Genomic DNA, 24287 nt, shown 5'->3' with positions numbered 1-24287 from the left:
AAGGCAAGGAACAAAAATGAGCGAGAATACTTACGCAGCAGCTGGCGTCAGCATCGAAGAAGGCGACCGTGCCGTCACCCTGTTTGCGCCGCACGCAAAGCGTGCAACCCGCCCGGAGGTCATGGGCGGCCTGGGCGGCTTCGCGGGCCTGTTCAAGCTGGGCGAATACAAAGAGCCGGTCCTGGCTGCAGGCTCCGATGGCGTTGGCACCAAGCTGGCCGTTGCGCAGGCGATGGACGTCCACGACACCATCGGTATCGACCTGGTTGCAATGTGCGTCGATGACCTCGTGGTGTGCGGCGCGGAGCCGCTATTCCTGCAGGACTACATCGCCGTGGGCAAGGTCGTGCCGGAGAAGGTCGCAGAGATTGTGAAGGGTATCGCTGAGGGCTGCGTGCAGGCAGGCGCTGCGCTCCTCGGCGGCGAGACCGCTGAGCACCCAGGTGTTATGGACCCAGAAGAATACGACGTCTCCGCAACCGCCGTGGGTGTAGTCGAGGCAGATTCCATCCTGGGCCCGGACAAGGTCCGTGACGGCGATGTCCTCATCGCGATGGCCTCTTCCGGCCTGCACTCCAACGGCTACTCCCTGGCTCGCTACGTCCTGCTGGAGCAGGCAGGTCTACCGCTCGATGGACACATCGAGGAGCTTGGCCGCACCCTCGGCGAGGAGCTGCTGGAGCCGACTCGCATCTACGCCAAGGACTGCCTGGCTCTGACCGCTGAGTGCAACGTTTCCACCTTCTGCCACGTCACCGGCGGTGGCCTGGCCGGTAACCTGGAGCGCGTCATTCCGGAGGGCCTGACCGCTGAAGTTAACCGTTCCACCTGGACCCCGGGCCAGATCTTCAAGACCATCGCTTCTGTGGGCAAGGTTTCCCTGGAGGAGATGGAGAAGACCTTCAACATGGGCGTTGGCATGATTGCCGTCGTCGCTCCGGAGGATCGCGAGCGCGCCCTGGCTATGATGGCTGCCCGCCACGTTGATGCGTGGGAACTCGGCACCATACGCGCCGCTGGCGAGGGCGAAGAGCGCGTCATCATGAACGGCGAGCACCCGAACTACTAAGCCCCGCCCAACCACTTCTGCTTTCGGCCTTCCGTTCTCTGCCACATCGCGGTGGAGGAGGGGAGGTCGTTTGTGGTTTTCCTCTTCCGGTGCCGGTTTTCCTGCGCTTCCGCTCGGCTCCTCGGTGTTTCGCGCGGATGGTAAAACCGCACCATTTAGGGCCGTCTGTTCCGCGGCCGCCAAATGCAGTCGAAGCCTAGTGTGGTTTTCAAATGGTGAGGTCGCACCGTAACCGCTGTGACTACAGTGGGCTCCTGGGGCGGGTGACTCCTCACCTCACCATTTGTTCCTCACCATTTGGAAATGCCGGCCGAGGGAAGGCTGAAGGAAGGCCGAGGGAAGAGTAGGGGCAGCCCAGGCAGACCAGGGAAGAGGCCGTGAAGAGCAGGGGACCGCGGGAAAGAGCCGGGCAGCGGCCAAAAGCAAAAGGCCGCAACCACGCGAAGCGGCCGCGGCCTACAGCTGGAGTCCCAGCGGCGAAAAGGAAAGCGCCTTAGCGCTGGTCCTCCTCGTCGTCTTCGTCCCACTCGTCGACGTAGTCGGCGTAAGGATCCTCGTCCTCGTAATCGTGGGAGTTGTTCGGGTTTTGGGAGGCAAGCTCCCGCTGGAGCGAATCCAGATCCATTTCAGGCGAATTGTACTTCAGCTGGCGTGCAACTTTGGTCTGCTTTGCCTTTGCGCGTCCGCGTCCCATGTGCATGACCCCCTTGAGGTGAGTAGGGCGTTCCAGGGATTCTTGGACGCCCCATCGGCTTAAATCTAAAAGTGTATCTTCCTGTTAGACACAATAGCCTGTGTGACGAAAAAATTCCGCACCACCCCCCTACATATGCCAAAACGAGTGGGATAACTCGCGCAGAGGGCTAAATGAGTTATCGGCCACGCAACTTTTCTACCGCAGCTCGTCCCGCCTTCGGGCCCTCATCGACGGGGATTGAGTCATTTTCCACGGATGCAGCGACATCCCCAATGACTAGTTGCTGGCCGCCCAAAGCCGAGCGCTTGACCAGCGCGAGTGCGATGGGGCCAAAGTCGCAGTCATCGACCACTGTTCCGAGACGTCCCACGCGGCGCCCGCCGAGGGTAACGTCCGCACCAATCTCCGGACGGGTAGGTGCCGAGCCATCAAGATAAAGCATCACCAAAAGCCGCGGCGAGCGGCCGAGATTCTCCACCCGGGCGACGGTCTCCTGGCCGCGGTAGCAGCCCTTATTCAGATGCACGAATGCCGGCGCATCCCCGCGTGAAATCCAGTGCGGGACCTCATGGGCAATCGCCTTCGCATCTAGGTCTGCGGCAAGCTCTGGCTCCAACGCCTTTACACGCTCGGCGGTGTAGGCCATCAGTCCCACCAAGGTTCCGCCAGCCGATTCCAGTTCCGCCACGGCTGCCTCTAGGTCTTCACGCGGGACGAGATAGTCCGTGCGCTGTGGGCCGCGCCAGGCGACGTCGCGCGATACTACCGCGCTCGCTGGCGCCGGCAGGGCAGAACCCAGCACGGTGATAACCGCCAAGGGCGCTTCTTCCACCGTCACCTGGGACCAGAAGATCATCTTGGTCAAAAAATCCATCAGCGAAGAAAACTGGGCTTCTGGAACATCTAGGTAAAAGGCCTCACCAACTCGGGTGAGATCCATGTGGTGGAGCACGTGGCCCTGTATGTCTAGGTCGAGGGCGCCGGCGCTGAAGCCAGAGGGGGCGTCGTCAAGCTTTTGCGATAACAAGTTGTTGAGGAAGGTCGCAGCCTCTGGGCCCTCGACCTTGATGACGCGGCGCTGGGAGCGGTCCACGATCCCGGAGCCGGTTTCGATGATCCTTTGCTCCTTGAGCGGGTTACCGTAGTGCCAGGCGACGCCCGCGGCGTCGATTGCAGTGGTGTCTTGGAACTCAGCGGCGCCTGTGCGCGCTAAAAGTGGCGAAGAATAACTCACGAGATCCGATGGTAGGGCATAATAAAAATTATGGAGTTCACGCCTCGAAAAGAGCCGGTCATCTACGTTGTAGAGCCCTATGGTGGTTCTGTGCGCAAGCAACTTCCGTCGCTGCCACTTATCTATTGGGATGACGCCGCTGTCACTCGCGGTGACGGCATCTTTGAGTCGCTGCTGGTGCGTGATGGCAAGGTGGCCAACCTTGCCCGGCATAGCGCGCGCTTTGTGAACTCAGCGCGGGCCCTCGAGCTGCCGGAACCGCAGATTGAAAAGTGGAAGGAAGCCACCGAACTCGCCATCGCGGATTACTTCGGCGGTGATGAGATAGGCGAGGCCAAGTGCACGTGGACTTATACCCGCGGGCGTGCATCGACGGGCCACCCGAGCGCCTGGGTTGTGGTGCAGGCAATCGATAAAAAGCTACTTGAGCAGCGCGAGAAGGGCGTCAAGGTAATGACCACCCCGCGCCTGTGGCACGTGGCCGAGGAATTGCCCGCCAAGACGCTGAACTACGCTGCCACCATGGCTACCTTGCGCCTGGCAAAGGGGAAGGGATTTGACGACGTCATCTTCGTCGACCCAGACAGTGGCATCGTTTTGGAAGGCGCCACCTCCACCGTCGTGGCAGTGCGTGGAAACAAGCTGCGCACCCCGGCAGCGAAGGGGATTCTCTCCGGCACCACGCAGGCTGCGCTCTTCGAATACGCGCAGCAGCAGGGCTATCGCTGCAAGGCTAAAGAAATCACGCCGGAGTATCTTGAGCGCTGCGATTCGGTGTGGCTGGTCTCTTCAGTGCGCACCGCCGTACGCGTTACAAACCTCAATGGCTCAAAGCTAAAGGCCCCGGATAACGCTGCGGAAATCCGAGGCCTGCTTGATGCCGCGCTTGCGCGGTAGGGCTTAAACTAGCCTGCTACGCGCTCAAGCTCAGCGGACATGTATGGGCGCATCTCGCCGTCGACCATGCGCTCGTCGACCCAACCCAGGTTGTTGTTCGGCATCAAGCCGTACATGCGCTTGCCTGGGCCGAAGTTCTTCGGTCCGGTTTCGGTAACCATGGTGGACGCGGACTCGAGCTGCCATGCACGCTCGTTGAAAGGCTCGCCGTAAAAGATCTCCACGATTCCGTTAGAGGAGGTGTAGGTCATCTCGATCTCGTCCTTCAAGGAGATTCGCCAGTAACCGGATTCGCGGATATCGGCACCCTGCGGCTTGCCCTCGGTGTCGATGCGCCAGGTGCGGGAGCTATAAGTTAGGTAATTCTCGCCGTCGTGGCTGACAATAAGTTGCTGACCAAAGGTGTACTGCTCGCCGGAAGCATCGTGGGCCTGGCCTTCGCCCTGCCAGACGCCTACGAGGGGAAGAAGGGCTAGCAGGCCGTCGTGAAGCGACGGGCCCTGACGCAGGTTAGCGGTTTCCTGCGGCAGAGGGTTGTTGCCGACTTCCATGGCCGGGATGTTGCGGTTCGCTGCGTCCTTCCATGCTTCGGCGGCATTGTTGACAGCGTCGTTGCCATTTAGCTTTTCGTTGCTATTTTCGCTCATGACGCACCAGCCTAGTCGTCTTAAAGGGATATAAACCACTAGGCTGGTTCGCTGTGCGAGTATTAATGATTTCAAATCCGAACTCGACTTCGCAGAGCGATGCATTATTCAGGCAGGTCATCCCGCTGCTGCGCGATGTCGAAGGCGCCCACCTGCGCATGCAATTTACCCATTATGCGGGGCATGCAGAAGAGATCGTGCGCGGTCTTCGGCGTGCGGATTATGACGCCATTGTCGTCTTTGGCGGCGACGGCACGGTCAATGAAGTTGTCAACGGATTGCTCGGTCCGGCAGATAATGACCAGCGCCCGGCTCCGGAGGAGCTGCCGGTGCTCGGCGTTATTCCGACTGGTTCCGCCAACGTCTTCGTCCGTGCTTTAGGCATTCCGAATACTCCTGTGGAGGCTGCCCACGTACTGGCACGCCTGCTGGAGCGCGATACCCGCCGCACCATTCGCCTTGGCACCTGGAACGAGCGCTGGTTCGCGGTCAACGCCGGCTTCGGCCTCGATGCGGATGTCTTGGCGCGCGTCGATCGTGCCCGCGAGATGGGCTTTGCAGCCACCCCGTTGCGTTATCTGGCGGTCTCCGCGCAGGCTTACCTGCGTGCACGCGTCATTCCGCCGGAGATTTCCGTCCATGCGGTCAATAGCGAGGGCAAGGAATTTACCGCGCACAAGGTGCCTTTGATGTTTACCTCCAATACCAACCCGTGGACCTTCTTGGGCCCGCTGCCGGTGGTTACTAACCCGCGCAATTCCTTTGACAAGGGTCTGGGGCTCTTCGGTGTTTCTGACTTGGGCGGCATTCACGGTTTGGTGGGCATGCTGCACCTGATGGGCGTTGATCGCAAGCGCGTGTTGAGCAAGATTACCCAGGCCCGCGCATTGCAATTCGACGATGCGCAGGTGGTCGAACTGGAAACGCCGACCCCGAAGCGCTTCCAGGCCGATGGTGAGTCCGAAGGCAAGTTCACCAAGGTGCATTTGGAGTCGGTGGCAGATGCCATCGAAGTCTTTGCGCCTTCGCAGCCACGCCCGCCGCATGAGCGCAGCGTGCGCGAGATTCTTCGCGATCTGGTGCGGATTAAGTAGCGCTAACTGGCCTGACCAACGCGCTGGGCGGTGTCCACGGCGCGCTTTTCCGCGTCCTTCACTGCCTTTTCCTCCGAACCCTCGATTTCGAGAGGGGACAGCTGGGTGGACTTCAACTTGATGTTGCGGCGCTGCACCTCAAAGGTGATGGAGCCACCATGCAGTTTCACGGACGTCGCCTGTGCAGGCAGCGGTAGGTCGCGGGTGTCGAATTGCATCGAGAAGGCCTTCTTCAGGCGCGGATCCTCGGTGTCGTAGACATTCATGTGGAATTGCTCGCCAACCAGGCGCAACGCGACCTTTGCCGTTGACTTCTTTTTATCTCCTGGCAGCGTACCCGTCAGCTCTGCTTCGGCTGCGGTGCCGCCGATAGGGGAGATGTTGTCGGGGTTTGCAATCGAAAGATCAGTAATGCCCATCAGCCTGCCCAGCGCCACGCCATCCAGGCTGATGCTGCGGGTATAGGTCGAGACGGGGGCGCCTTCGAATTTTCCGCTAAAGACCTGTTGCGGGGTAATGGTGATATCGCGCATGGTGGTCGAAGCATTGACCATGCCTAGCTTTGGCACCTCGACGTCGAGAGATTGCACCTCGAGATAAGGAATCTCTTTGGTCAGCGTGGCGAGCGTATAAGGAAAGCCGCCGATGTAGACGTCGGGAGTATTTTCGAGGCGCGAGACCGCCTTCGATTCTTGGGCCACGGTGTGCTCTGCGTGCATGGCCACGGCAGAATCCGAAAGCCAGGCGAGGGTGCCCACGACGGCGACGATGCCGAGGCGGACAACGTTGCGGTTGATTTGCAGAACAGTCACTCTTCTATTCTTACCGCACGTACGCTGGTGGGTATGAATATCGAAACCTATCAACTTCCAGAGTGCCCAGAACTCGCAGGCAAGCTCAAGAAAATCGCTGATTTAGCACGGGGCGTCGACGGTATTGCGCCCCTGTCGGAGCAATTCATCTTGGGCCTGGATGACGCGCGCTTGGAACACACGCACTTGGTGCTCAGCGACGCCGCGGAGCCGGTAGGCCTTGCAGCTGTCGCCGGAGACGACGCCGAGATGTTTATCCACCCCGATTATCGTGGCCGTGGCTGGGGCAACGAGCTTCTTAACGCCGTGCGGGCGATAAAGCCTGCAGCAAATGTCTGGGCCCACGGCAATCTGCCGGCAGCCCAGGCTGTGGCACAGAATAACCACATGGAAAAGGTGCGTCAGCTTCTGGTCATGAAGGTTGCCGGTAAGGATTTGGTGGAGCACTCCACGCTTGGCGACGCCCCGTATACTCCCGCCAACTTCACCGATTCGGTAGAGCGGTGGGGCACGGATTTGGTCGAGCAGGAATGGGTGCGTGCCAACAACGAAGCCTTTTCCTGGCACCCGGAGCAAGGTGGATGGGATATAGAGCGTTTGCACCGCGGGATGGAAGCGGAATGGTTCGATCCGGCAGATGTCCTTTTCTATTGGGACACCAAGAAAGACGATGATGGGGCAGCCCCCGTGCTGGCCGGATTCCACTGGACCAAATGGCACAAGGAGGAAACTGATGAGTTTGGTGAGGTTTATGTGATCGGCATTTCGAAGGCTTATCGCGGTCAAGGTTTGGGAAATCCTTTGCTGCGCTATGGTCTGAATCGAATGATGGAAAAGGGGGCTGACCGGGTAATTCTCTATGTCGAGGCGGACAATGAACCGGCTGTAAAGCTTTATGAACGCCTCGGATTTAGCGTCATTGAAGACCACTCTGTCTACTCAGGGCGTGATTAGTCTCACCGGCTTTGGCGACATGTTCACTTGTTGTTCACCTGAAATCACCTCTGTGGTTAACCCGCCGCGGATAGCTTTACGTTTTGTGAGTTAACCGCGGTGTTGGTAGTTCTCTTTCAACTCTTTCGCTTTTACCAATGCGATGTGCGGTTTGCTCGGATAACAATCTCTGTTCTGCTTTGGAAAGGTTTCCTGTGATCCGCAACTTCAAGCGCACCGCTGCAATCTTCGGCATTGTTGCCGCAACCTCCACCGGCCTTGTTGCCTGCTCTGAATCCGGTTCGGGCTCTGAGGGTGGCTCTGAGGTCTCCGGTGACCTCACCGGTGAGGGCGCATCCTCCCAGAAGAGCGCAATGTCCGTCTTTGAGAAGGCCTTCCTGGACGAGCACCCAGACGCTAACTTCTCCTACACCTCCTCCGGCTCCGGCGCTGGCGTTGAGGCTTTCACCAACGGCACCGTTGACTTCGCTGGTTCCGACTCCGCTCTGAAGGAGGACAAGGGTGAGGTTGAGGCTGCCAAGGAGCGTTGCGAGGGTAACGACGCATGGCACCTGCCAACCACCATCGGCCCGGTTGCAATCGCATACAACCTGGGTGACAAGGAAGTAAACCTGAAGACCGAGACCCTGGCAAAGATCTTCAAGGGCGAGATCACCAAGTGGAACGACGAAGAGATCAAGGCTTCCAACGAGGGCGTTGACCTCCCAGACACCGACATCACCGTCATCTTCCGTTCTGACGAGTCCGGTACCTCCGACAACTTCCAGAAGTTCCTGAAGACCGCCACCGGCAACTGGGACAACGAGGGCAAGCAGTTCCCGGACGCTGTCGGCGAGGGCGCAAACGGTTCCTCCGGCGTTGCTGACCAGGTTGCTTCCATCGACGGTGCAATCACCTACGTTGAGGCTGGCTACGCACACCAGAAGGAGTCTGACGGCGTCAAGATTGCCAAGATCGACTTCGGCAACGGCCCGGTTGAGCTGTCCAACGAGACCGTCGGCGTTGCACTCGACAACCTGAAGTTCAAGGAGACCGGCTCCGAGCACAACATGGTTGTTGACTCCGAGGCGCTCTTCGGTTCCGACACCAAGGGTTCCTACCCGCTCATCCTGACCACCTACAACATCGTTTGCTCCGCTGGTTACGATGAGGAGACCTCCGCACTGGTCAAGGCTTTCTTCAAGACCGTTCTGGATAACCAGAGCTCCGACCTCGAGTCTGCTGGATTCATCCCTGTTACCGGTGACCACCTCGAGCGTCTGAAGTCTGCTGTTGACGCAATCCAGTAATTTGCTGGATACGCAATAAAAGACAGCACCGTCCGCCCCCAAATCCGTTCATTAGAGCGCCTTTGGGGGCTGCGGTGTGTTGCACATTAATTCCCACAGTTTCCGTTGAAAAGGATTTCGTAGTCTCATGGCAGACAACAATCTCACCACGGCGCCACCAAATGAGCAGACAGAAGCCGCCTCGCGGCCTGCTTCTTCTGCTGGTAGCTCCGAGGCCGCAATCGTGAAGTCCGGTTCGGGTGTAAAGCGCCCAGGTGACCGAATTTTCGAGTTTCTCTCCACCGCCTCCGCAACCTTAATCACCGTGATGATCGCTGCCATTGCAGCCTTCCTGATTTGGCGCGCAGTGCCTGCACTGAACGTCAACGAGGGCGGCTTCCTAGGCTTTTTCACCTACGGTCAGCGCTGGGAGACTAACAACACTGACGCAATGCAGTTCGGTATCCCGACCATGTTCGGCTCCACGGTGCTTATCTCCGTCGTTGCCTTGCTGATTGCGATGCCGGTTGCGCTTGGCATTGCTATCTTCCTTTCCAACTATGCTCCGGCCCGCGCAGTGAAGCCGCTTGGCTTCTTGGTCGACATGCTCGCTGCCGTTCCGTCCATCGTTTACGGTCTGTGGGGCTGGCAGGTTCTTGGCCCGGCTCTTTCAGGCTTTTATAAGTGGATTCATTCGTGGGCTGGCGGCTTCTTCCTGTTCACCACCTACGACAACTCGCCTTCCTTCGAGACCGGCCGCAACATCTTCACCGGTGGCATCGTGCTGGCAGTGATGATTCTGCCCATCATCGCCGCCACCGCGCGTGAGGTCTTTGTGCAGACCCCTCCGGGCCAGATTGAGTCCGCGTTGGCGCTGGGCGCTACCCGCTGGGAAGTTATCCGCATGACCGTCCTGCCTTTTGGTATGTCCGGTTACATCGCCGGTTCCATGCTGGGCCTGGGCCGTGCGCTGGGTGAGACCATGGCGCTGTACATGGTTGTCTCGCCGCTGATTGATTTCCGCTTCTCGCTTTTCGACGGCGGTACTACCTTCGCTACTGCGATCGCTCTGGCAGCTTCCGAGTTCGGTAACGAGATGCGTGCGGGTGCTTATATCGCAGCCGGCCTCATGCTGTTCCTGCTGACCTTCGTGGTCAATGCCATTGCCCGTTCCATCGTGAAGAAGAAGTAGGAAGAGGTAAACCTGAATGTCTACCCCAGTAAAGACCCTTCCGCAGAACTCCGGATCGGCGTTCCTTGATATTTCCGGCGGCCGCAAGACCGCCAACAACATCGCCACCTTCGTCGTGTGGGCCACGATGATCATCGCGATGATTCCACTCGTCTGGGTGCTCTGGGAGCTTTTTGCTCGCGGTGCCGGCGCCATTTTCACCCCTGAATGGTGGACTACCTCGCAGCGCGGAATCCTTGATACCGAGGCTGGCGGCGGTGCATTGCACGCGATTATCGGTACCTTCGTCCAGACCCTCCTGGCAACCATCATTTCCGTCCCGATTGGCATCTTCACCGCTATCTACTTGGTGGAGTATTCCCGCGGCGGTCTGCTGAGCCGCCTGACCACCTTCATGGTCGACATCCTTTCTGGTGTTCCTTCCATCGTCGCTGCGTTGTTCGTCTTCGCAATGTGGATCACGCTCTTCGGCTTCGACCGTTCCGGCATGGCAGTGGCGCTTTCTCTGGTGCTGCTGATGATTCCAATCGTCGTTCGTAACACGGAGGAGATGCTGCGCGTCGTCCCGATGGACCTGCGTGAGGCTTCCTATGCGCTGGGAGTGCCGAAGTGGAAGACCATCGCCCGCATCGTTCTGCCAACCGCTCTGTCCGGCATCGTCACCGGCATCATGCTGGCCGTTGCCCGCGTCATGGGTGAGTCCGCTCCGGTTCTGGTCTTGGTCGGCTCGACCTCTTCCATCAACTGGGACGCAATGGATGGCGCAATGTCTTCCTTGCCGCTGATGATGCTTGATATGTACAAGTCCGGCGCCCAGCCGGCCGTTCTGGACAAGCTGTGGGGCGCGGCACTGACGCTGGTCCTGCTGATTGCAATCCTCAACATTGCGGCGCGCTTCGTTTCTGCGAAGTTCTCCGTCAAGAAGTAACACGCCCGCCCGCCACACCTAAAGCCCCTCAACAGGAGTAATTCAAAAAATGTCAAAGCTTGAGCTCAATGACGTGAACATCTACTACGGTGATTTCCACGCCGTACAGAACGTCAACATGCAGATCCCAGCACAGGCAGTTACTGCGTTCATCGGCCCTTCCGGCTGCGGTAAGTCCACCGTTCTGCGCACCATCAACCGCATGCACGAGGTCATCCCTGGCGCTTCCGTCAAGGGTGAGATCCTGCTCGACGGCCAGAACATCTACGGCCCAAAGGTTGACCCAGTCTCCGTCCGTAACACCATCGGCATGGTCTTCCAGAAGGCAAACCCGTTCCCAACCATGTCCATCGAGGACAACGTTGTCGCCGGCCTGCGTCTGTCCGGTGAGAAGAACAAGAAGAAGCTGAAGGAAGTCGCCGAGAAGTCCCTGCGTGGCGCAAACCTATGGGATGAGGTTAAGGACCGTCTGGACAAGCCGGGCGGCGGCCTGTCCGGTGGTCAGCAGCAGCGTCTGTGCATCGCTCGCGCGATTGCCGTGGAGCCAGAGGTTCTCCTCATGGACGAGCCTTGCTCTGCACTGGACCCAATTTCCACCTTGGCCGTTGAGGACCTTATCCACGAGCTGAAGGAAAACTTCACCATCGTTATCGTGACCCACAACATGCAGCAGGCAGCGCGTGTGTCCGACAAGACCGGTTTCTTCTCCCTCGAGGCCACCGGCAAGCCGGGCCACCTGGTGGAGTTCGATGACACCACCACCATTTTCAAGAACCCGTCTAAGAAGGACACTGAGGACTACATCTCCGGCCGCTTCGGCTAAGCCTTAGTAGCTTCCATGTAGCAGACGGATAAACCCCGCTTCCTTTGAAACAAGAGGGAAGCGGGGTTTAGCGTTATTAGAGACAGTGAAGATTGATCTAGATAGATAGTTTTCGTGAAACGCCTGTAGTTGGATTGAATGTGCTTCAGCGTTGCCTTAAAGGTCTAGCTACCTAGTGAGGATTAATGGCGGAACTGGCGTTCGAGCTCGGCCATGCGGGACTCGAACTCTTTGTCCCTTTCTTCCTCGCTTAATTTGGCCATATAGGCCTCCGGAGCGAGCCCGGTGGACAGGTAAATGATGCGGCCGGCCACGCTGACGCAGTGATCGGCGAAACGCTCGTAGTAGCGGGTCATTTGGGCAGTTTCCACGGCCTCGCGCACGCTTGCTTCCCACTCTCGATTCGTCAGGATGGACAAAAGGTAGTGGTTGATGTCATCTACCGCATCATCTTCAGAGGCCATCCGCAGGGCGGTATCGGGGTCCGGGGTCACTAAGATTTCGCGCAACATCCTAATCATGTCGTCGTTTAAGCGTGCGAGCTCCTCAAAATAGCCGATGTACTCTGCGGGCACCACCTTTTCTGGGTGGCGTCGGCGGGCAGCCGATACCACGTGTTGGGCCAGACGGCCCATGCGGTGGAGGTCTTCCACGATGTAGATGGAGGAGACGACCTGGCGGAGATCTTTGGCCATGGGATTTTCGAGCGCGAGCAGCAAGACAGCGCGCTCCTCGCAGCGGTTGCGGACTTCGTCCAGTTCCTCGCGCAAAGACATGGCCTCTTCAGCGGCGTGGAGTTCGGAGTCAATCAGTGCTTCAGAGGCGAGCCTTAAGGTGTTATGGACGATGTCGCACATGATAATGAGGTCGTGCGAGAAGCTATCTAGATGTTCGCGATATGCGGTGCGCATGTCGGAAATGATAGACCACTTTTTGGTCTAATGCTCGTTATGGCTTTGTCTATCCGCCCGAATGCATAATTTCTGCACCTTCGGGCACTGTTGCGTCCTCTGGATCGTCCAGCCAACCCTCGGGTAGAACCACCTTGGCGGGTGAGCCTTGACGCCCACGTGCGCCATCCGCGTCGTCGGCAAGCGCCTGCGAATCGGCCCACGGTGCCAGCAATTCGCGCAGGTTATTTACCGAATCCACGCGCGAAAGGCCCGAGCGTACCTCGCCTCCCACGGGGAATCCGCGCAGGTACCAACCCACGTGCTTGCGGATATCGCGGCTGGCCTGGCGCTCGCCATCGTGCTGCGCCAGCAGCTCCGCATGCCTAATCATAATCTGCGTCACTTCGCCCAAGGTTGGCTCGGAAGGAATTGGCTCGCCACGCAGCTCCGCCGACAGTTCTGCGAAGAGCCAGGGGCGGCCGAGGCAGCCGCGCCCGACGACGACGCCGTCGCAGCCCGTCTGCTCCATCATGGCGCGGGCATCGGTGGCCTTGAAGATATCTCCGTTGCCCAGCACCGGGATGCCGGTATCGGCTAGATGCTCCTTGAGCCGTGCGATCTCATTCCAATCGGCATGGCCGGAGTAGCGCTGCGCGGCTGTGCGCCCATGCAAGGCGACGGCCGTGGCACCCTCCTCCACTGCGATGCGTCCTGCGTCCAAGTGCGTGTGGTGCTCGTCGTCGATGCCCACGCGCATCTTCACGGTAACCGGAATGTCGGTGCCCTCTGTGGCCTTAACTGCGGCGGCGACGATGTTGCCGAAGAGACGGCGCTTATAGGGCAGAGCTGAGCCGCCACCGCGACGAGTTACCTTGGGCACGGGGCAGCCGAAATTCATGTCGATGTGATCGGCCAGGTTTTCATCAACGATCATCTTTGCTGCCTTGTAGGTGTACTCCGGATCGACGGTGTACAGCTGTAGCGAGCGTGGATTTTCGTCTGGCCCGAACGTGGTCATGTGCATGGTCTTTTCATTGCGCTCGACCAACGCGCGAGCGGTGACCATCTCGCATACATATAGTCCGGAGACCGTTCCGGTCTTCGCAATTTCTTGTTCCCGGCAGAGCGTGCGGAAGGCCACGTTGGTTACGCCCGCCATAGGGGCTAGGACAACGGGGGAGTTGAGCTCGATTTTTCCGATTGCAAGATTCACGCAGCCAATTGTGCTCTTTGGGCAGGTGGCGTGGCAAGTTTGGCGCGTCGTTGTGACGGGGGTGTGTAAGTTTGCGAAGTTTTCGGTAAAACCTCAACAAGTTCGCTAATGTGGTGCATGTAACTTAAAGGGGCTGATCGTGTCGTACGGTCGGCCCTATATATAAAGGAGGATTTACTTTGACCGATAGGATCGGATACGTGCCGTTTAAGGAACTTGTCGTTTCTGCTGAAGAAGCTGCAAAGTTTGTCAATCACGGTGACCGCGTCGGTATCTCAGGCTTTACCGGTGCGGGCTACCCAAAGGCGCTGCCTACCGCCATCGCTGAAAAGGCAAAGGCTGCACACGCTGCTGGTGAGGAATTCAAGATCGATGTCTTCTCCGGCGCTTCCACCGCACCGGATTGTGACGGTGTGCTGGCAGAGGCGGACGCACTGCGCTTCCGCTCTCCGTACAACTCCGATCCGACTCTGCGTAACAAGGCCAACGCAGGCGAGATTCTTTACCAGGACATTCACCTTTCCCACTCCGGCCAGCAGGTAGAGGAGGGCTTCTACGGCGATTTCCAGGTCGCAATCATCGAGGTTGTCCGCATCCTGGAAGACGGCAACATCATCCCGTCTTCTGCAGTGGGCAATAACCTGGAATACATCGAAGCTGCAGACAAGATTATTCTCGAGGTAAACACCTGGCAGTCCGAGAACCTCGAGGGCATGCACGACATTTACAAGATCGAGAAGCTGCCTAACCGCCAGCCAATCCCGATCACCAAGGTTGATGACCGCATCGGTACCCCGTACATCGAGCTGCCGACCGAAAAGGTTGTCGCAGTCGTTGAGACCAATGCTCCGGACCGCAACGCGCCATTTAAGGCTCCGGATGAGGTGTCCGAGAAGATCGCTGCTAACTTCATCGAGTTCCTCGAAGGCGAGGTTGCTGCTGGCCGCCTAGAGTATGACAAGTTCATCATGCAGTCCGGCGTGGGTAATGTCCCTAACGCCGTGATGGCAGGCCTGCTGGAGTCCAAGTTTGAAAACATTCAGGCCTACACCGAGGTCATCCAGGACGGCATGCTCGACCTTATCGACGCCGGCAAGATGTCTGTCGCTTCCGCTACCTCCTTTGCACTTTCCCCGGAGTACGCAGAGAAGATGAACGCTGAGGCAGAGCGCTACCGCAAGCACATCATCCTGCGTCCGCAGCAGGTCTCCAACCACCCTGAGGTCATCCGCCGCGTGGGTCTTATCTCCTCCAACGGCATGATTGAGGCCGATATTTACGGCAACATCAACTCCACCAACGTTGGCGGCTCCCGCATTATGAACGGCACCGGCGGCTCCGGTGACTTCACCCGCAACGGTTACATCTCCACGTTCGTTTCCCCGTCTGTGGCAAAGGGCGGCGCAATCTCCGCGATTGTTCCTTTCGTTTCCCACACTGACCACACCGAGCACGACACCATGGTCATCATCACCGAGTACGGTGTCGCTGACCTGCGTGGTCTCGCACCGCGTGAGCGCGTGGAAAAGGTCATCGCTGTGGCGCACCCGGATTACCGTCCGCTGCTGGAGGAGTACTACGAGCGTGCTTCCGCCAACAAGTTCGTCCACACCCCGCACGATCTGAAGACTGCCTTCGACTTCCAGATCAACTTCGCCGAAAAGGGCGATATGCGCGGCTAAGCAAACTCAGCGGCATTTAGCCCCCTGACGAGCAAACATGACTGGCTCCCCGCAATAAAGTGGGGGCCAGTTTCGTTTCTTTAGCGGGGCCTACTAAAATGGTTTCGCGATGGGCCTTTAGCTCAGCTGGTAGAGCTACGGACTTTTAATCCGCAGGTCCCGGGTTCGAGCCCCGGAGGGCCCACATTTGATTCCCCTTGGTAAAGCCAAGGGGAATTTTTTATGCCCACCTTGTGCCTTGATATATCTCATTTATTTATGTAAGAATAGCCAAGCTTTAGGTATTAATATCATCTCTCCCTGTTCGGTGCTGAAAGCAAACTTTTGTTCAGGTAAGGCAAGTCTCTCTTGCCTAGTTCTCAGAAAGAGATGTGAAATCCGGTGAAGAAGATAGTCGTAGCAGGGCAGCCGGATCCGGACCTGGGTTCACGTTCTCTCAACAGGTGCTATGGGGGTTGGGATCGAGGCGGCTGGGGGGCGTCAGGCTGCAGGCAACTATCATGCCGATATTCATACGTTTGATTGGAACCGTTTGACCATCAGTTGGAGGAAAGTCGTATGGTAGATACGATTCGAGTTGATGCTTTAAAGATAAGACGTTCAAACAAAACAATTCTGGATATACCGCAGTTGACGATAGATGAACGTCCGACGCTTCTTCTTGGGGCAAACGGTGCGGGAAAGTCGACTCTTTTTTCCGCCCTGGCATCAGATTCTTCTCGGCACAACGGGGTCGTCTTAAGGGTGGGCTCTATATCGTTACTCGAGCAGAAATTCATGCCGATTGTGGGTTTCACTTCTGGAGAATACTGCGCTTATGTTGCGTGGTTGTTTGGTCAGGATAGGAAAATCGCAAAGAAACATAGCTTGGAGTGGCTAAACTTTGTTGATCTGTCGAGGGTTGCCGATCAGAGATGCGAAAGTCTTAGCGGAGGGGAACGCTCTAGATTGGCAATCGCTACAGCATTGAATTCTGGGGCGAAAACTCTACTTCTTGATGAGCCTAGTGCGGCGCTTGATCCCCTTAGCAAGGAGCTCATTACAAAGATTTATCAAAAGATCGTGGAAATGGGGCATAATTTAGTTGTCTCCACCCATGATGCAGGTGAACTGCAGAAACCATTTGAGCGCGTTCTTGTCCTTGACAAAGGCAAGTTGCGATTCGATGGTTCAAGGTCAGAATTCATACATTTAGCATCAGAATTAGACGACAATCCAGTGCACAATCTCGCACGCTCTTTTGTGCGGAGGAGGAACGATGATGGTTCCTAGATTCGGATTCAGGCATTGGTTTCGACGCCCGTCATTGTGGATTTGTCTTGCTGGAATTGTTCTCAGTGCAGTTCCTATATCAGAGCTTGGGAAAACAGCCTATTTCCAGTCAAACGCTGCCCAATCTACTTTAGTGTTCGTTGTTATTGCTCCAGCGGTTTCTGCCGGAATGGCTTGGGAAGCATCACGTTTTCGCGAAATTGCGCAATTGGGGCGAAGCTCTGTAGTTCGTATCTTTAGAGACCGAATGCTTTTATGGTCGCTAGTTTTTCCCGTTGGCTACGTAATGGCTAACCTAGCCCAAAGTGCTGAATCGTTATCGTTCGCGTCCAAATTCTTTTGGATGATGCTGGCGTACTCATGCGTCGTAGGTATTTGCTGGGTGTTGATTGGAAGCGCACTTGGCTTTTCACTTAAGCCTCTTATTTCTGTCTGTGCTGCGGTTGCGCTTGCATATACTTGGTATGCGATCGTTCCAGCCACTTCTCCGGGGGTTTTGAGGCATTTAGCTGGCGATTTCTTGGCGTGCTGTTCTCTGGATACAACGCTAGATGTGAAAGCAATCGGCATAGCGGTTGCAGGGATTGTGGGAGTGACGCTGCTTGTAGTTTCGGCTGCGGCTTTGCTTAGGCACCGAAGAAAGCTGTACATGGCAGCTTTGCTTTTAGGACTTCTGGCTATCGTAGGTTCTACGTTTTGGGCTCAGAAACTTACAGAATTTGGCCTTGTACAAAGGGACTCTGCGCAGATTGTCTGTGTTTCGGATGTCTGCGCGTGGCCGGAGGTTCCAAAAGAAAACATATTACTGAACATCCAGGCGCGGGAAGCCTTCTCTAAAATAGTGCCAGCTGAGTGGGGAGATTTCTCAAATCGACCGGTGATGTGGGGAGATTTTTCAGAAGATCACTTAAGCCTAAGTGGCCAACCAACTCTGGAAGGAGTCGTTGGAGAGTTTGTGGATCAAGTCGGAACTGCGGAATTGATTCGTGCAAATGTGCAAATTTGTGGAATTCCGGCGAAAGATTTGGGAATTTCGGTTAGTGGCCTCCCTTGGGATCCTAACCGACAAGTTGACGTAAGCGATGTTGTTCAACGTATCGAGCAGTCGACCTGTGGAGTTAGCGGTTAGCCTGTGAAATCATTTGCGTTCTTGTACTTCCATGGTCACAGAGTTTTTGTGGTCTTGCTGATGATGTTGTTTATTGGTTTAGCTCTAGCCTTCTCTGAAGGCTGGCTGCTACGAATTCCCTGGCTTAGCGGCACTGCAGGGGTGAATGTCGGTACCATATGTTCATTTGCTTATGCGGCGTTGCCAGTAACTTTGTTCCGTAATCAGATTTCGGAGTTAGAAGCTCGTTCTCCAAGGAAGTGGTTAGTCGTAGACAGCACGCTTCTCGTTGTCTTGTGGAGCGTCCCTTGGGTATTTTCCCTGACCGGCGTAGGAAGCGTCAGGTTTGCTTATGTATCCACCGTCCTTATGGGAATAACATTTTTCGCAGGCAAATATTTGAACGTGGATACACTCGCATTGTTGCTTATAGCGCAACTCGTCTTGCAAACGGCTCTTTGGCTATCGACATCCGAAACGAAATGGCGTTTTGTTCTTTTTGCCCTTGCTGTCCCGCCAGGCCATGTCCCACTTTTAATAAGTGGCCTTTCGCTCCTTGTGAGTATTCCTTCTTTGCACAAATTCAAACGGGCTGGAGCTTAGTCAGTGCCGGCAGGCTAGAGCTCCTCCTTTCCCCGTCTAGGGGCTAGGGGGAGCTCATGCTTAATCTAATCAGACTTTTGAAGTGTCGCTGAAGATTCGCTTGATGTGTTGGTTGGGGTTAGCTCTTAACCAGCTTGCGAATAGCCGTCATGGCTTCCTCGAGCTTCTCCTTGGCCAGTTCACCGTCTTCGGCGGCGGCACCGGCTACGCAGTGTTCAATATGGTCTTCGAGTAAGGCCAAAGAGGCATTTTCCAGCGCGGAGGTTACCGCAGAGATCTGCGTGATGATGTCAATGCAGTATTTGTCTTCTTCGATCATGCGGTGGATCCCGCGCGTTTGGCCCTCGATGCGCTTCAAACGCGCCAAATACCTCGCTTTGTTTTTGCTATCCGCGTTATACCCGTGCACGTGGGGCTCATGGCAGGCGCAGGTTTGCTGCTGGTCAGACATGTTTTTCTGCGTTCATCTAAGGGTTCCTTTCGGGGCGATTTTGTAACGCGCGATTACTCCAGTATATTTCTAAGACGTTGCTCCAATGCAATGGGCCCCCATCGTCTAGCGGCCTAGGACACCGCCCTTTCACGGCGGCGGCACGGGTTCGAATCCCGTTGGGGGTACGAAGCTTCTTGCTTCATGCCGACCTTTTAAAGGTCAAAATTCAATATGGCCCTGTGGCGCAGTTGGTTAGCGCGCCGCCCTGTCACGGCGGAGGTCGCGGGTTCAAGTCCCGTCAGGGTCGCCATATTGATAAGCCGGTTCCAGTGATGGAGCTGGCTTTTTGCTTTCTTTCGTTTAAGTCCCCGCTCGAGATCCACTGGGGCCACCACTGTGTAGGGGTGAGTTGGGGCGGGGAGCTGTTTCACCGGGGTGGGGCTTAGAGGCGCGGCGCGTTCTTCAAAAACGTCTTTATGGCGACGTATGGGGCCGCTGAAGCCGTGAGGTGTGGCTCGGGCTCGAAGAGGCGGCGTCGGCAAGCGCACGCGCCTTTACAGCGCCTTATATGGCTTGGCCTGAAATCTTTGCATGTATGCTCCCGCTTATATTTCACGTTGCCTCATGCGGCCTTTGGAAAAATCGGCGCGCAAAATTAACGAAAACCGTAGTTAAACTGCAGATTTGTTTGAATTCGGCAACGTTGTGTAAAGTAACTATCCGTGCCCAATGAGGTACAAAAATTGAAAATGGCCCTGTGGCGCAGTTGGTTAGCGCGCCGCCCTGTCACGGCGGAGGTCGCGGGTTCAAGTCCCGTCAGGGTCGCCGAAGTCACTTGTGGCTTCTGGCCAGATAGCTCAGTCGGTAGAGCACACGCCTGAAAAGTGTGGGGTCGCCAGTTCGATCCTGGCTCTGGCCACAAAATAGGTCTCCTTCTTTTGGAAGGGGACCTTTTTGGTTTTCGGTGATGGTTTAATGGGGTCTATGACTGTCCAGAAACCAGTAATCAACCACGAGCCAGACAATGCCCGCTACGTCATCGCCGTGGAGGGTGAGGAAGCAGGTTACGCCGAGTACGCCGATTCGGGTGACGTTCGCGATTTCCAGCACACCGTTGTGCACGAGCGCTTCCAAGGTCAAGGGTTGTCGAAGCCTCTCATCAAAGCCGCGCTTGACGACGCCGCCTCGTCCAACAAGCGCGTACTTGCTACTTGCTCTGCCGTCGCACGCTTTATTGAGAAGAACGAAACTTATAAGGAGTTGCTGGCGCACTAAGCGCACCGAAAATGACAAAAGGCTGGGCTGCCTGCTCCGCGTCTTGTACGCAAATGCGGAGCAGGCAGCCCGGCCTCGATGTGTGTGGACCTAGATGTAGTAGTCAGGGTCGACGAGCTTGATGCGCTCTTCCTTCTTACGCGGACGGTTCTTTGCTGGAATACCAATAGCAATGTGCTCTGCTGGCACATCCTTGGTGACAACTGCGTTTGCGCCAATAGCAGAGCCTTCACCGATGGTGATGGGGCCTAACACCTTGGCGCCAGCGCCAATCGTGACGTTGTCTTGGACAGTGGGGTGGCGCTTGGTTTGGGTGAGCACCTGGCCGCCCAACGTGACGCCGTGATAGATCATCACGCCCTCGCCGATTTCGGCGGTCTCACCAATGACGATTCCCATGCCATGGTCGATGAAGAACCGACGTCCAATGGTGGCTCCAGGGTGGATTTCGATTCCGGTCCAGAAGCGATTGATTTGCGCAAGGATGCGCGCAGGGCCGCGCCAACCGCGCTTCCACATCCAATGACAGATGCGGTGCACCCAGATGGCATGCAGGCCAGAGTAGACTATGGCGTTCTCCACATCTCCTCGGGCCGCGGGATCATGGTCACGGGCATTCGCCAAATCCTCGCGAATCATCTTTAGGACGTTCATGTGGTACATACTACTGGCAAAGAAAAAGCACCCACCAACAAGATGGGTGCTTTTCATTCAAACGACAGGAAAATTATGCCTCGCGGATGTCCTCAAACAGGACGGTGGAGACATAACGCTCACCAAAGTCCGGCAGAACCGCAACGATGGTCTTGCCCTCAAACTCTGGGCGAGCAGCCAGCTTGAGTGCTGCGGAGATGTTTGCGCCGGCGGAAATGCCCACCAGTAGGCCTTCCTCGGTAGCTAGCTTGCGGGAGGTCTCAATTGCCTCTTCGTTGGTGGCGGTCATGACCTCGTCGAGCAGCTCGCGGTCTAGTACCTCTGGGACGAAGTTTGCGCCGATGCCCTGAATCTTGTGCGGGCCAGCGTGGCCTTCAGACAAAACAGGGGAGTCAGCCGGCTCGACGGCAACTAGGTGGAGGTCGGCATTCTTGGACTTCAGGTAGCGACCAACACCGGTGACGGTGCCGCCGGTGCCGACGCCGGCGACGAAAGCATCAACCTTGCCTTCGGCGTCGTTCCAGATCTCTGGGCCGGTGGTTGCCTCGTGGATCTTCGGGTTTGCCTCGTTGGCGAACTGGGAAGCCAGGATGGCGTTGTCGTTGTTGGCGATGATCTCATTCGCCTTGTCGACGGCGCCCTTCATGCCGGCTGCACCTGGGGTCAGGACGATCTCTGCGCCATAAGCACGCAGCAGCACCTTGCGCTCGTTGGACATGGTCTCCGGCATGGTGAGGATGACCTTGTAGCCAAGGGTGGCGCCAGCGAAGGCGAGCGCGATGCCGGTGTTGCCGGAGGTGGCCTCGACGATGGTGCCGCCCGGCTTGAGCTCGCCGGCTTCTACCGCGGCGTCGATAATAGCCTTGCCAATGCGGTCCTTAACGGAGTTAGCAGGGTTGAAGGATTCGACCTTCACTAGCACCTCTGCGCCGAGGCCCTCCGTCAGGCGGTTCAGGCGAACCAGTGGGGTATTGCCGATGGTTTCCAGAATGTTGTTGTAGACAGCCACTTTGAGGACTCCTTGGAAAATATCTTCGTGCGTACCCTAGCTACTGTACACCACGCTACTAGACAAAGCGGTACATAACTTCTGAACCGATCATTCGGGCACTGGCTGTGGGATTTGGATCGCGCTTTGGCAGTAAGGCGATTTATTCTTACCCCCATTGGCCGGTTATACTGCGGGGAACGTGTTCTTTTACCCCCGAATCGCATGGTGGGTATGGGTGCACCTACTGGTTACCCCCAACTAGGAGAGAGATTCTCATGGAGCCGCATCGCCTCAAAGATGACGACGAAGCCGTACGCGCCGCACTGTCTTCCCTGAAGACCGCAACCGGCATTCCCGTCACGATGTACGGAACCCTGCTTCCCGATAATCGTCTGCAGATCACCCAGTGGGTCGGCCTGCGCACGCCGGCTTTGCAAAACCTGATCAGTGACGCCGGAGTCGGAGTGGGCGGCCGTGTTGTCAGCACGCGCCGTGCAGTAGGTGTTTCGGACTACGCTCGTGCGACCACCATTTCGCATGAAAATGACCGCTACATCCAGGACGAAGGTCTGCACTCCATCGTGGCTGTTCCGGTCACGGTGCAGCGTGAGATCCGCGGTGTCCTTTACGTCGGCGTTCACTCTCCAGTGCGTTTGGGAGACAAGGTTATTGAGGAAGTAACCATGACCGCCCGTTGTCTGGAGCAGGATTTGGCGGTTAATTCCGCGATGCGCCGCGCCGATGGCGGTAAGGGCGGCGCTGCCCGCGGCCACGTCATGAATGGCGCGGAGTGGGAGCAGGTGCGCTCCACGCACTCCAAGCTGCGAATGTTGGCTAACCGCGTAGACGACGAGGATCTGCGCAAGGAACTTGAGGCTTTGTGCGATCAGATGGTTTCTCCGGTCCGCGTTAAGCAGTCTACGAAGCTTTCCGCCCGTGAGCTTGATGTCCTGTCTTGCGTGGCGCTTGGCCACACCAACGTCGAGGCGGCTGAGGAAATGGGCATCGGTGCAGAGACCGTGAAGTCCTATCTGCGCTCCGTGATGCGCAAACTCGGTGCGCATACCCGTTATGAAGCGGTCAATGCCGCTCGCCGTATCGGCGCATTGCCCTGATATACATGGTTCTTCTACCCGGATGCCCCTGAAACTTGCAGAAGTTTTTCAGGGGCATCCGGTAGTTTAGGAAGATGTGAAAGACCAATTTATTGTCTCTGGTGGTGCACGGCTCGAAGGCACGGTTGTGGTTGATGGCGCGAAAAACAGCGTCCTGAAGCTCATGGCCGCCTCGCTTTTGGCGGAAGGCACCACGACGTTGACCAACTGCCCGCAGATTCTCGACGTCCCGTTGATGCGCAAGGTTCTAGAAGGCCTAGGCTGCGAAGTAACTATCGACGGCGACGTCGTTACGATTACCGTCCCCGAAAAGCTCCACTCAAACGCGGACTTCGATGCTGTACGTCAGTTCCGCGCTTCTGTTTGCGTGCTGGGTCCGCTGACCTCTCGCTGCGGTCATGCGAAGATTGCCCTCCCCGGTGGCGATGCCATCGGTTCGCGCCCGCTGGATATGCACCAATCGGGTCTGGAGAAGATGGGTGCACGTACCCATATTGAGCATGGCGCGGTAGTAGCTGTGGCCGATGAGCTCCACGGCGCCAACATTCGCTTGGACTTCCCATCCGTCGGTGCAACCGAAAACATTCTTACCGCCGCTGTCCTCGCAGACGGTGAGACCGTCTTGCGTAATGCAGCCCGAGAGCCAGAGATCGTTGATCTGTGCATGATGCTCAAGGAGATGGGCGCAGATATCGAGGGCGAAGGCACCTCCACCATCACGATCCGCGGCGTAGAAAAGCTGCATCCCACCGAACACAGGGTAATCGGTGACCGCATTGTTGCCGGCACCTGGGCCTATGCTGCAGCGATGACGCAGGGGGATATCCCCGTCGGCGGTATCGCGCCGCGTCACCTGCACCTGCCGCTGGAGAAGCTGAAGTCCGCTGGCGCCGAAATCGAAGATTATGACAACGGCTTTCGCGTTCGCATGAACGGCCGACCAACTGCGGTGGATTACCAAACGCTTCCATTCCCGGGTTTCCCAACTGACTTGCAGCCGATGGCGATTGGCCTTTCCGCCGTTGCCGAAGGCACCACGGTCATCACGGAGAACGTCTTCGAATCCCGCTTCCGTTTCGTGGATGAGATGCTCCGTCTCGGCGCCGATGCGCAGGTGGATGGCCACCACGTTGTTATTCGTGGTCAGCAGAGACTTTCTTCCACCCATGTTTGGAGCTCCGATATTCGTGCCGGCGCTGGGTTGGTGCTCTCCGCATTGTGCGCAGATGAAGTAACCACCGTTCACGATGTCTTCCACATCGATCGTGGCTACCCGAACTTCGTTGAGAATCTCTCGCGTTTGGGCGCTGACATCAAGCGCACGCAGGAGCCGGAGACGTACTAAGCGCTTTACGACGCCCTGTTTATCCCCAGTATGCACCTAAAAATGCGGTGTGTACTGGGGATTTGTGTTGTTTGTGGGGTGGGGGCTA

The 24287-nt window shown here is 57.0% G+C and carries 24 protein-coding genes and 5 tRNA genes; 20 read left to right on the top strand and 9 right to left on the bottom strand.

Translation table 11 applies throughout. The features are described 5' to 3' along the window. The first annotated feature begins 16 nt into the window (after positions 1-16). Positions 17-1069: a phosphoribosylformylglycinamidine cyclo-ligase gene (purM, locus tag HMPREF2935_RS00195; RefSeq protein ID WP_061924525.1), complete on the top strand. Its 1053-nt coding sequence runs from the start codon at positions 17-19 to the stop codon at positions 1067-1069. 493 nt (positions 1070-1562) lie between these two features. Here purM and HMPREF2935_RS00190 read toward each other — a convergent pair whose 3' ends face one another. Next, complete coding sequence (locus tag HMPREF2935_RS00190; RefSeq protein WP_179294342.1) at positions 1563-1763, bottom strand: DUF3073 domain-containing protein; 201 nt, start codon at positions 1761-1763, stop codon at positions 1563-1565. 178 nt (positions 1764-1941) lie between these two features. Further along, entirely contained in the window at positions 1942-3000 is a 1059-nt protein-coding gene (locus HMPREF2935_RS00185; RefSeq protein WP_070731511.1) for a CAF17-like 4Fe-4S cluster assembly/insertion protein YgfZ, read from the bottom strand. 30 nt (positions 3001-3030) lie between these two features. Between HMPREF2935_RS00185 and HMPREF2935_RS00180 the strand changes: the two genes are divergently transcribed. Next, positions 3031-3897 (top strand): aminodeoxychorismate lyase, encoded by an 867-nt coding sequence (locus HMPREF2935_RS00180; protein ID WP_070731510.1) that lies wholly within the window; start codon positions 3031-3033, stop codon positions 3895-3897. Between the two features lie 8 nt (positions 3898-3905). Here the strand turns inward: HMPREF2935_RS00180 and HMPREF2935_RS00175 are convergent, their stop codons facing one another. Further along, positions 3906-4544 (bottom strand): heme-binding beta-barrel domain-containing protein, encoded by a 639-nt coding sequence (locus tag HMPREF2935_RS00175; protein ID WP_062037318.1) that lies wholly within the window; start codon positions 4542-4544, stop codon positions 3906-3908. A 65-nt stretch (positions 4545-4609) separates the two neighbouring features. Here HMPREF2935_RS00175 and HMPREF2935_RS00170 point away from each other — a divergent pair, with 65 nt between their 5' ends. Then, entirely contained in the window at positions 4610-5638 is a 1029-nt protein-coding gene (locus HMPREF2935_RS00170) for a diacylglycerol/lipid kinase family protein (protein WP_246817742.1), read from the top strand. 2 nt (positions 5639-5640) lie between these two features. On the opposite strand, the gene HMPREF2935_RS00165 is transcribed toward HMPREF2935_RS00170, so the two are convergent. Next, positions 5641-6450: an LmeA family phospholipid-binding protein gene (locus tag HMPREF2935_RS00165; protein WP_070731508.1), complete on the bottom strand. Its 810-nt coding sequence runs from the start codon at positions 6448-6450 to the stop codon at positions 5641-5643. A gap of 33 nt (positions 6451-6483) precedes the next feature. On the opposite strand from HMPREF2935_RS00165, the gene mshD reads away from it, so the two are divergent. The 5 genes from mshD (at position 6484) to pstB (ending at position 11615) form a co-directional block, all read left to right on the top strand. Next, positions 6484-7404, top strand: coding sequence for a mycothiol synthase (gene mshD / locus HMPREF2935_RS00160; protein ID WP_070731507.1), 921 nt, complete (start codon positions 6484-6486; stop codon positions 7402-7404). Between the two features lie 194 nt (positions 7405-7598). After that, positions 7599-8693, top strand: coding sequence for a phosphate ABC transporter substrate-binding protein PstS (gene pstS / locus HMPREF2935_RS00155; RefSeq protein ID WP_061924506.1), 1095 nt, complete (start codon positions 7599-7601; stop codon positions 8691-8693). Between the two features lie 127 nt (positions 8694-8820). Beyond that, positions 8821-9864: a phosphate ABC transporter permease subunit PstC gene (pstC, locus tag HMPREF2935_RS00150; RefSeq protein ID WP_061924504.1), complete on the top strand. Its 1044-nt coding sequence runs from the start codon at positions 8821-8823 to the stop codon at positions 9862-9864. A 16-nt stretch (positions 9865-9880) separates the two neighbouring features. After that, positions 9881-10792 carry a phosphate ABC transporter permease PstA gene (pstA, locus tag HMPREF2935_RS00145; RefSeq protein ID WP_062043418.1) on the top strand — a complete coding sequence of 304 codons (912 nt, stop codon included), beginning with the start codon at positions 9881-9883 and terminating at the stop codon, positions 10790-10792. A gap of 49 nt (positions 10793-10841) precedes the next feature. Beyond that, on the top strand, positions 10842-11615 hold the full coding sequence (gene pstB, locus HMPREF2935_RS00140) for a phosphate ABC transporter ATP-binding protein PstB (RefSeq protein WP_061924498.1): 774 nt from the start codon (positions 10842-10844) through the stop codon (positions 11613-11615). 182 nt (positions 11616-11797) lie between these two features. Here pstB and phoU read toward each other — a convergent pair whose 3' ends face one another. Together phoU and dusB are read right to left on the bottom strand one after the other, a co-directional pair. Then, on the bottom strand, positions 11798-12526 hold the full coding sequence (gene phoU, locus HMPREF2935_RS00135) for a phosphate signaling complex protein PhoU (RefSeq protein WP_070731506.1): 729 nt from the start codon (positions 12524-12526) through the stop codon (positions 11798-11800). Between the two features lie 49 nt (positions 12527-12575). Beyond that, a complete protein-coding gene (gene dusB / locus HMPREF2935_RS00130) occupies positions 12576-13721 on the bottom strand; it encodes a tRNA dihydrouridine synthase DusB (RefSeq protein ID WP_070731505.1) in 1146 nt (381 codons plus the stop codon). A 179-nt stretch (positions 13722-13900) separates the two neighbouring features. Here dusB and HMPREF2935_RS00125 point away from each other — a divergent pair, with 179 nt between their 5' ends. The 5 genes from HMPREF2935_RS00125 (at position 13901) to HMPREF2935_RS12890 (ending at position 18386) form a co-directional block, all read left to right on the top strand. After that, a complete protein-coding gene (locus HMPREF2935_RS00125) occupies positions 13901-15403 on the top strand; it encodes an acetyl-CoA hydrolase/transferase family protein (RefSeq protein WP_070731504.1) in 1503 nt (500 codons plus the stop codon). 111 nt (positions 15404-15514) lie between these two features. Then, a tRNA-Lys gene (locus HMPREF2935_RS00120) sits at positions 15515-15587 on the top strand. A 374-nt stretch (positions 15588-15961) separates the two neighbouring features. After that, positions 15962-16675, top strand: a complete 714-nt coding sequence (locus HMPREF2935_RS00115) for an ATP-binding cassette domain-containing protein (protein WP_062037347.1) — start codon at positions 15962-15964, stop codon at positions 16673-16675. Then, positions 16662-17804, top strand: a complete 1143-nt coding sequence (locus tag HMPREF2935_RS00110) for a hypothetical protein (protein ID WP_141755978.1) — start codon at positions 16662-16664, stop codon at positions 17802-17804. The genes HMPREF2935_RS00115 and HMPREF2935_RS00110 overlap by 14 nt, the downstream gene beginning before the upstream one ends. Before the next feature lie 3 nt (positions 17805-17807). Then, positions 17808-18386: a hypothetical protein gene (locus HMPREF2935_RS12890; protein WP_141755977.1), complete on the top strand. Its 579-nt coding sequence runs from the start codon at positions 17808-17810 to the stop codon at positions 18384-18386. A 118-nt stretch (positions 18387-18504) separates the two neighbouring features. On the opposite strand, the gene HMPREF2935_RS00105 is transcribed toward HMPREF2935_RS12890, so the two are convergent. Then, positions 18505-18837 carry a metal-sensitive transcriptional regulator gene (locus HMPREF2935_RS00105; protein WP_070731503.1) on the bottom strand — a complete coding sequence of 111 codons (333 nt, stop codon included), beginning with the start codon at positions 18835-18837 and terminating at the stop codon, positions 18505-18507. 94 nt (positions 18838-18931) lie between these two features. Between HMPREF2935_RS00105 and HMPREF2935_RS00100 the strand changes: the two genes are divergently transcribed. The 5 genes from HMPREF2935_RS00100 to HMPREF2935_RS00080 all read left to right on the top strand — a co-directional run bounded on the left by HMPREF2935_RS00100 (position 18932) and on the right by HMPREF2935_RS00080 (position 20094). After that, positions 18932-19004, top strand: a tRNA-Glu gene (locus tag HMPREF2935_RS00100). A gap of 48 nt (positions 19005-19052) precedes the next feature. Beyond that, positions 19053-19129: transfer RNA gene (locus HMPREF2935_RS00095), tRNA-Asp, on the top strand. Between the two features lie 441 nt (positions 19130-19570). Further along, positions 19571-19644 (top strand) — tRNA-Asp (locus tag HMPREF2935_RS00090). 21 nt (positions 19645-19665) lie between these two features. After that, positions 19666-19738: transfer RNA gene (locus HMPREF2935_RS00085), tRNA-Phe, on the top strand. A gap of 56 nt (positions 19739-19794) precedes the next feature. Next, positions 19795-20094 carry a GNAT family N-acetyltransferase gene (locus HMPREF2935_RS00080; RefSeq protein ID WP_070731502.1) on the top strand — a complete coding sequence of 100 codons (300 nt, stop codon included), beginning with the start codon at positions 19795-19797 and terminating at the stop codon, positions 20092-20094. Positions 20095-20184: 90 nt separating this feature from the next. Here the strand turns inward: HMPREF2935_RS00080 and epsC are convergent, their stop codons facing one another. Together epsC and cysK are read right to left on the bottom strand one after the other, a co-directional pair. Then, entirely contained in the window at positions 20185-20748 is a 564-nt protein-coding gene (gene epsC, locus HMPREF2935_RS00075; RefSeq protein ID WP_096337004.1) for a serine O-acetyltransferase EpsC, read from the bottom strand. A 73-nt stretch (positions 20749-20821) separates the two neighbouring features. After that, entirely contained in the window at positions 20822-21757 is a 936-nt protein-coding gene (cysK, locus tag HMPREF2935_RS00070; protein ID WP_061924471.1) for a cysteine synthase A, read from the bottom strand. A gap of 257 nt (positions 21758-22014) precedes the next feature. Here cysK and ramA point away from each other — a divergent pair, with 257 nt between their 5' ends. Together ramA and murA are read left to right on the top strand one after the other, a co-directional pair. Further along, positions 22015-22854: an acetate metabolism transcriptional regulator RamA gene (ramA, locus tag HMPREF2935_RS00065; RefSeq protein ID WP_061924468.1), complete on the top strand. Its 840-nt coding sequence runs from the start codon at positions 22015-22017 to the stop codon at positions 22852-22854. A gap of 76 nt (positions 22855-22930) precedes the next feature. Beyond that, positions 22931-24199 (top strand): UDP-N-acetylglucosamine 1-carboxyvinyltransferase, encoded by a 1269-nt coding sequence (gene murA / locus HMPREF2935_RS00060; RefSeq protein WP_070731501.1) that lies wholly within the window; start codon positions 22931-22933, stop codon positions 24197-24199. Positions 24200-24287 lie beyond the last annotated feature (88 nt).

It is taken from the genome of Corynebacterium sp. HMSC076D02 (genome assembly GCF_001813815.1).
Taxonomy (GTDB): Bacteria; Actinomycetota; Actinomycetes; order Mycobacteriales; family Mycobacteriaceae; genus Corynebacterium; species Corynebacterium simulans.
This window is presented reverse-complemented; position numbering and strand designations above follow the sequence as displayed.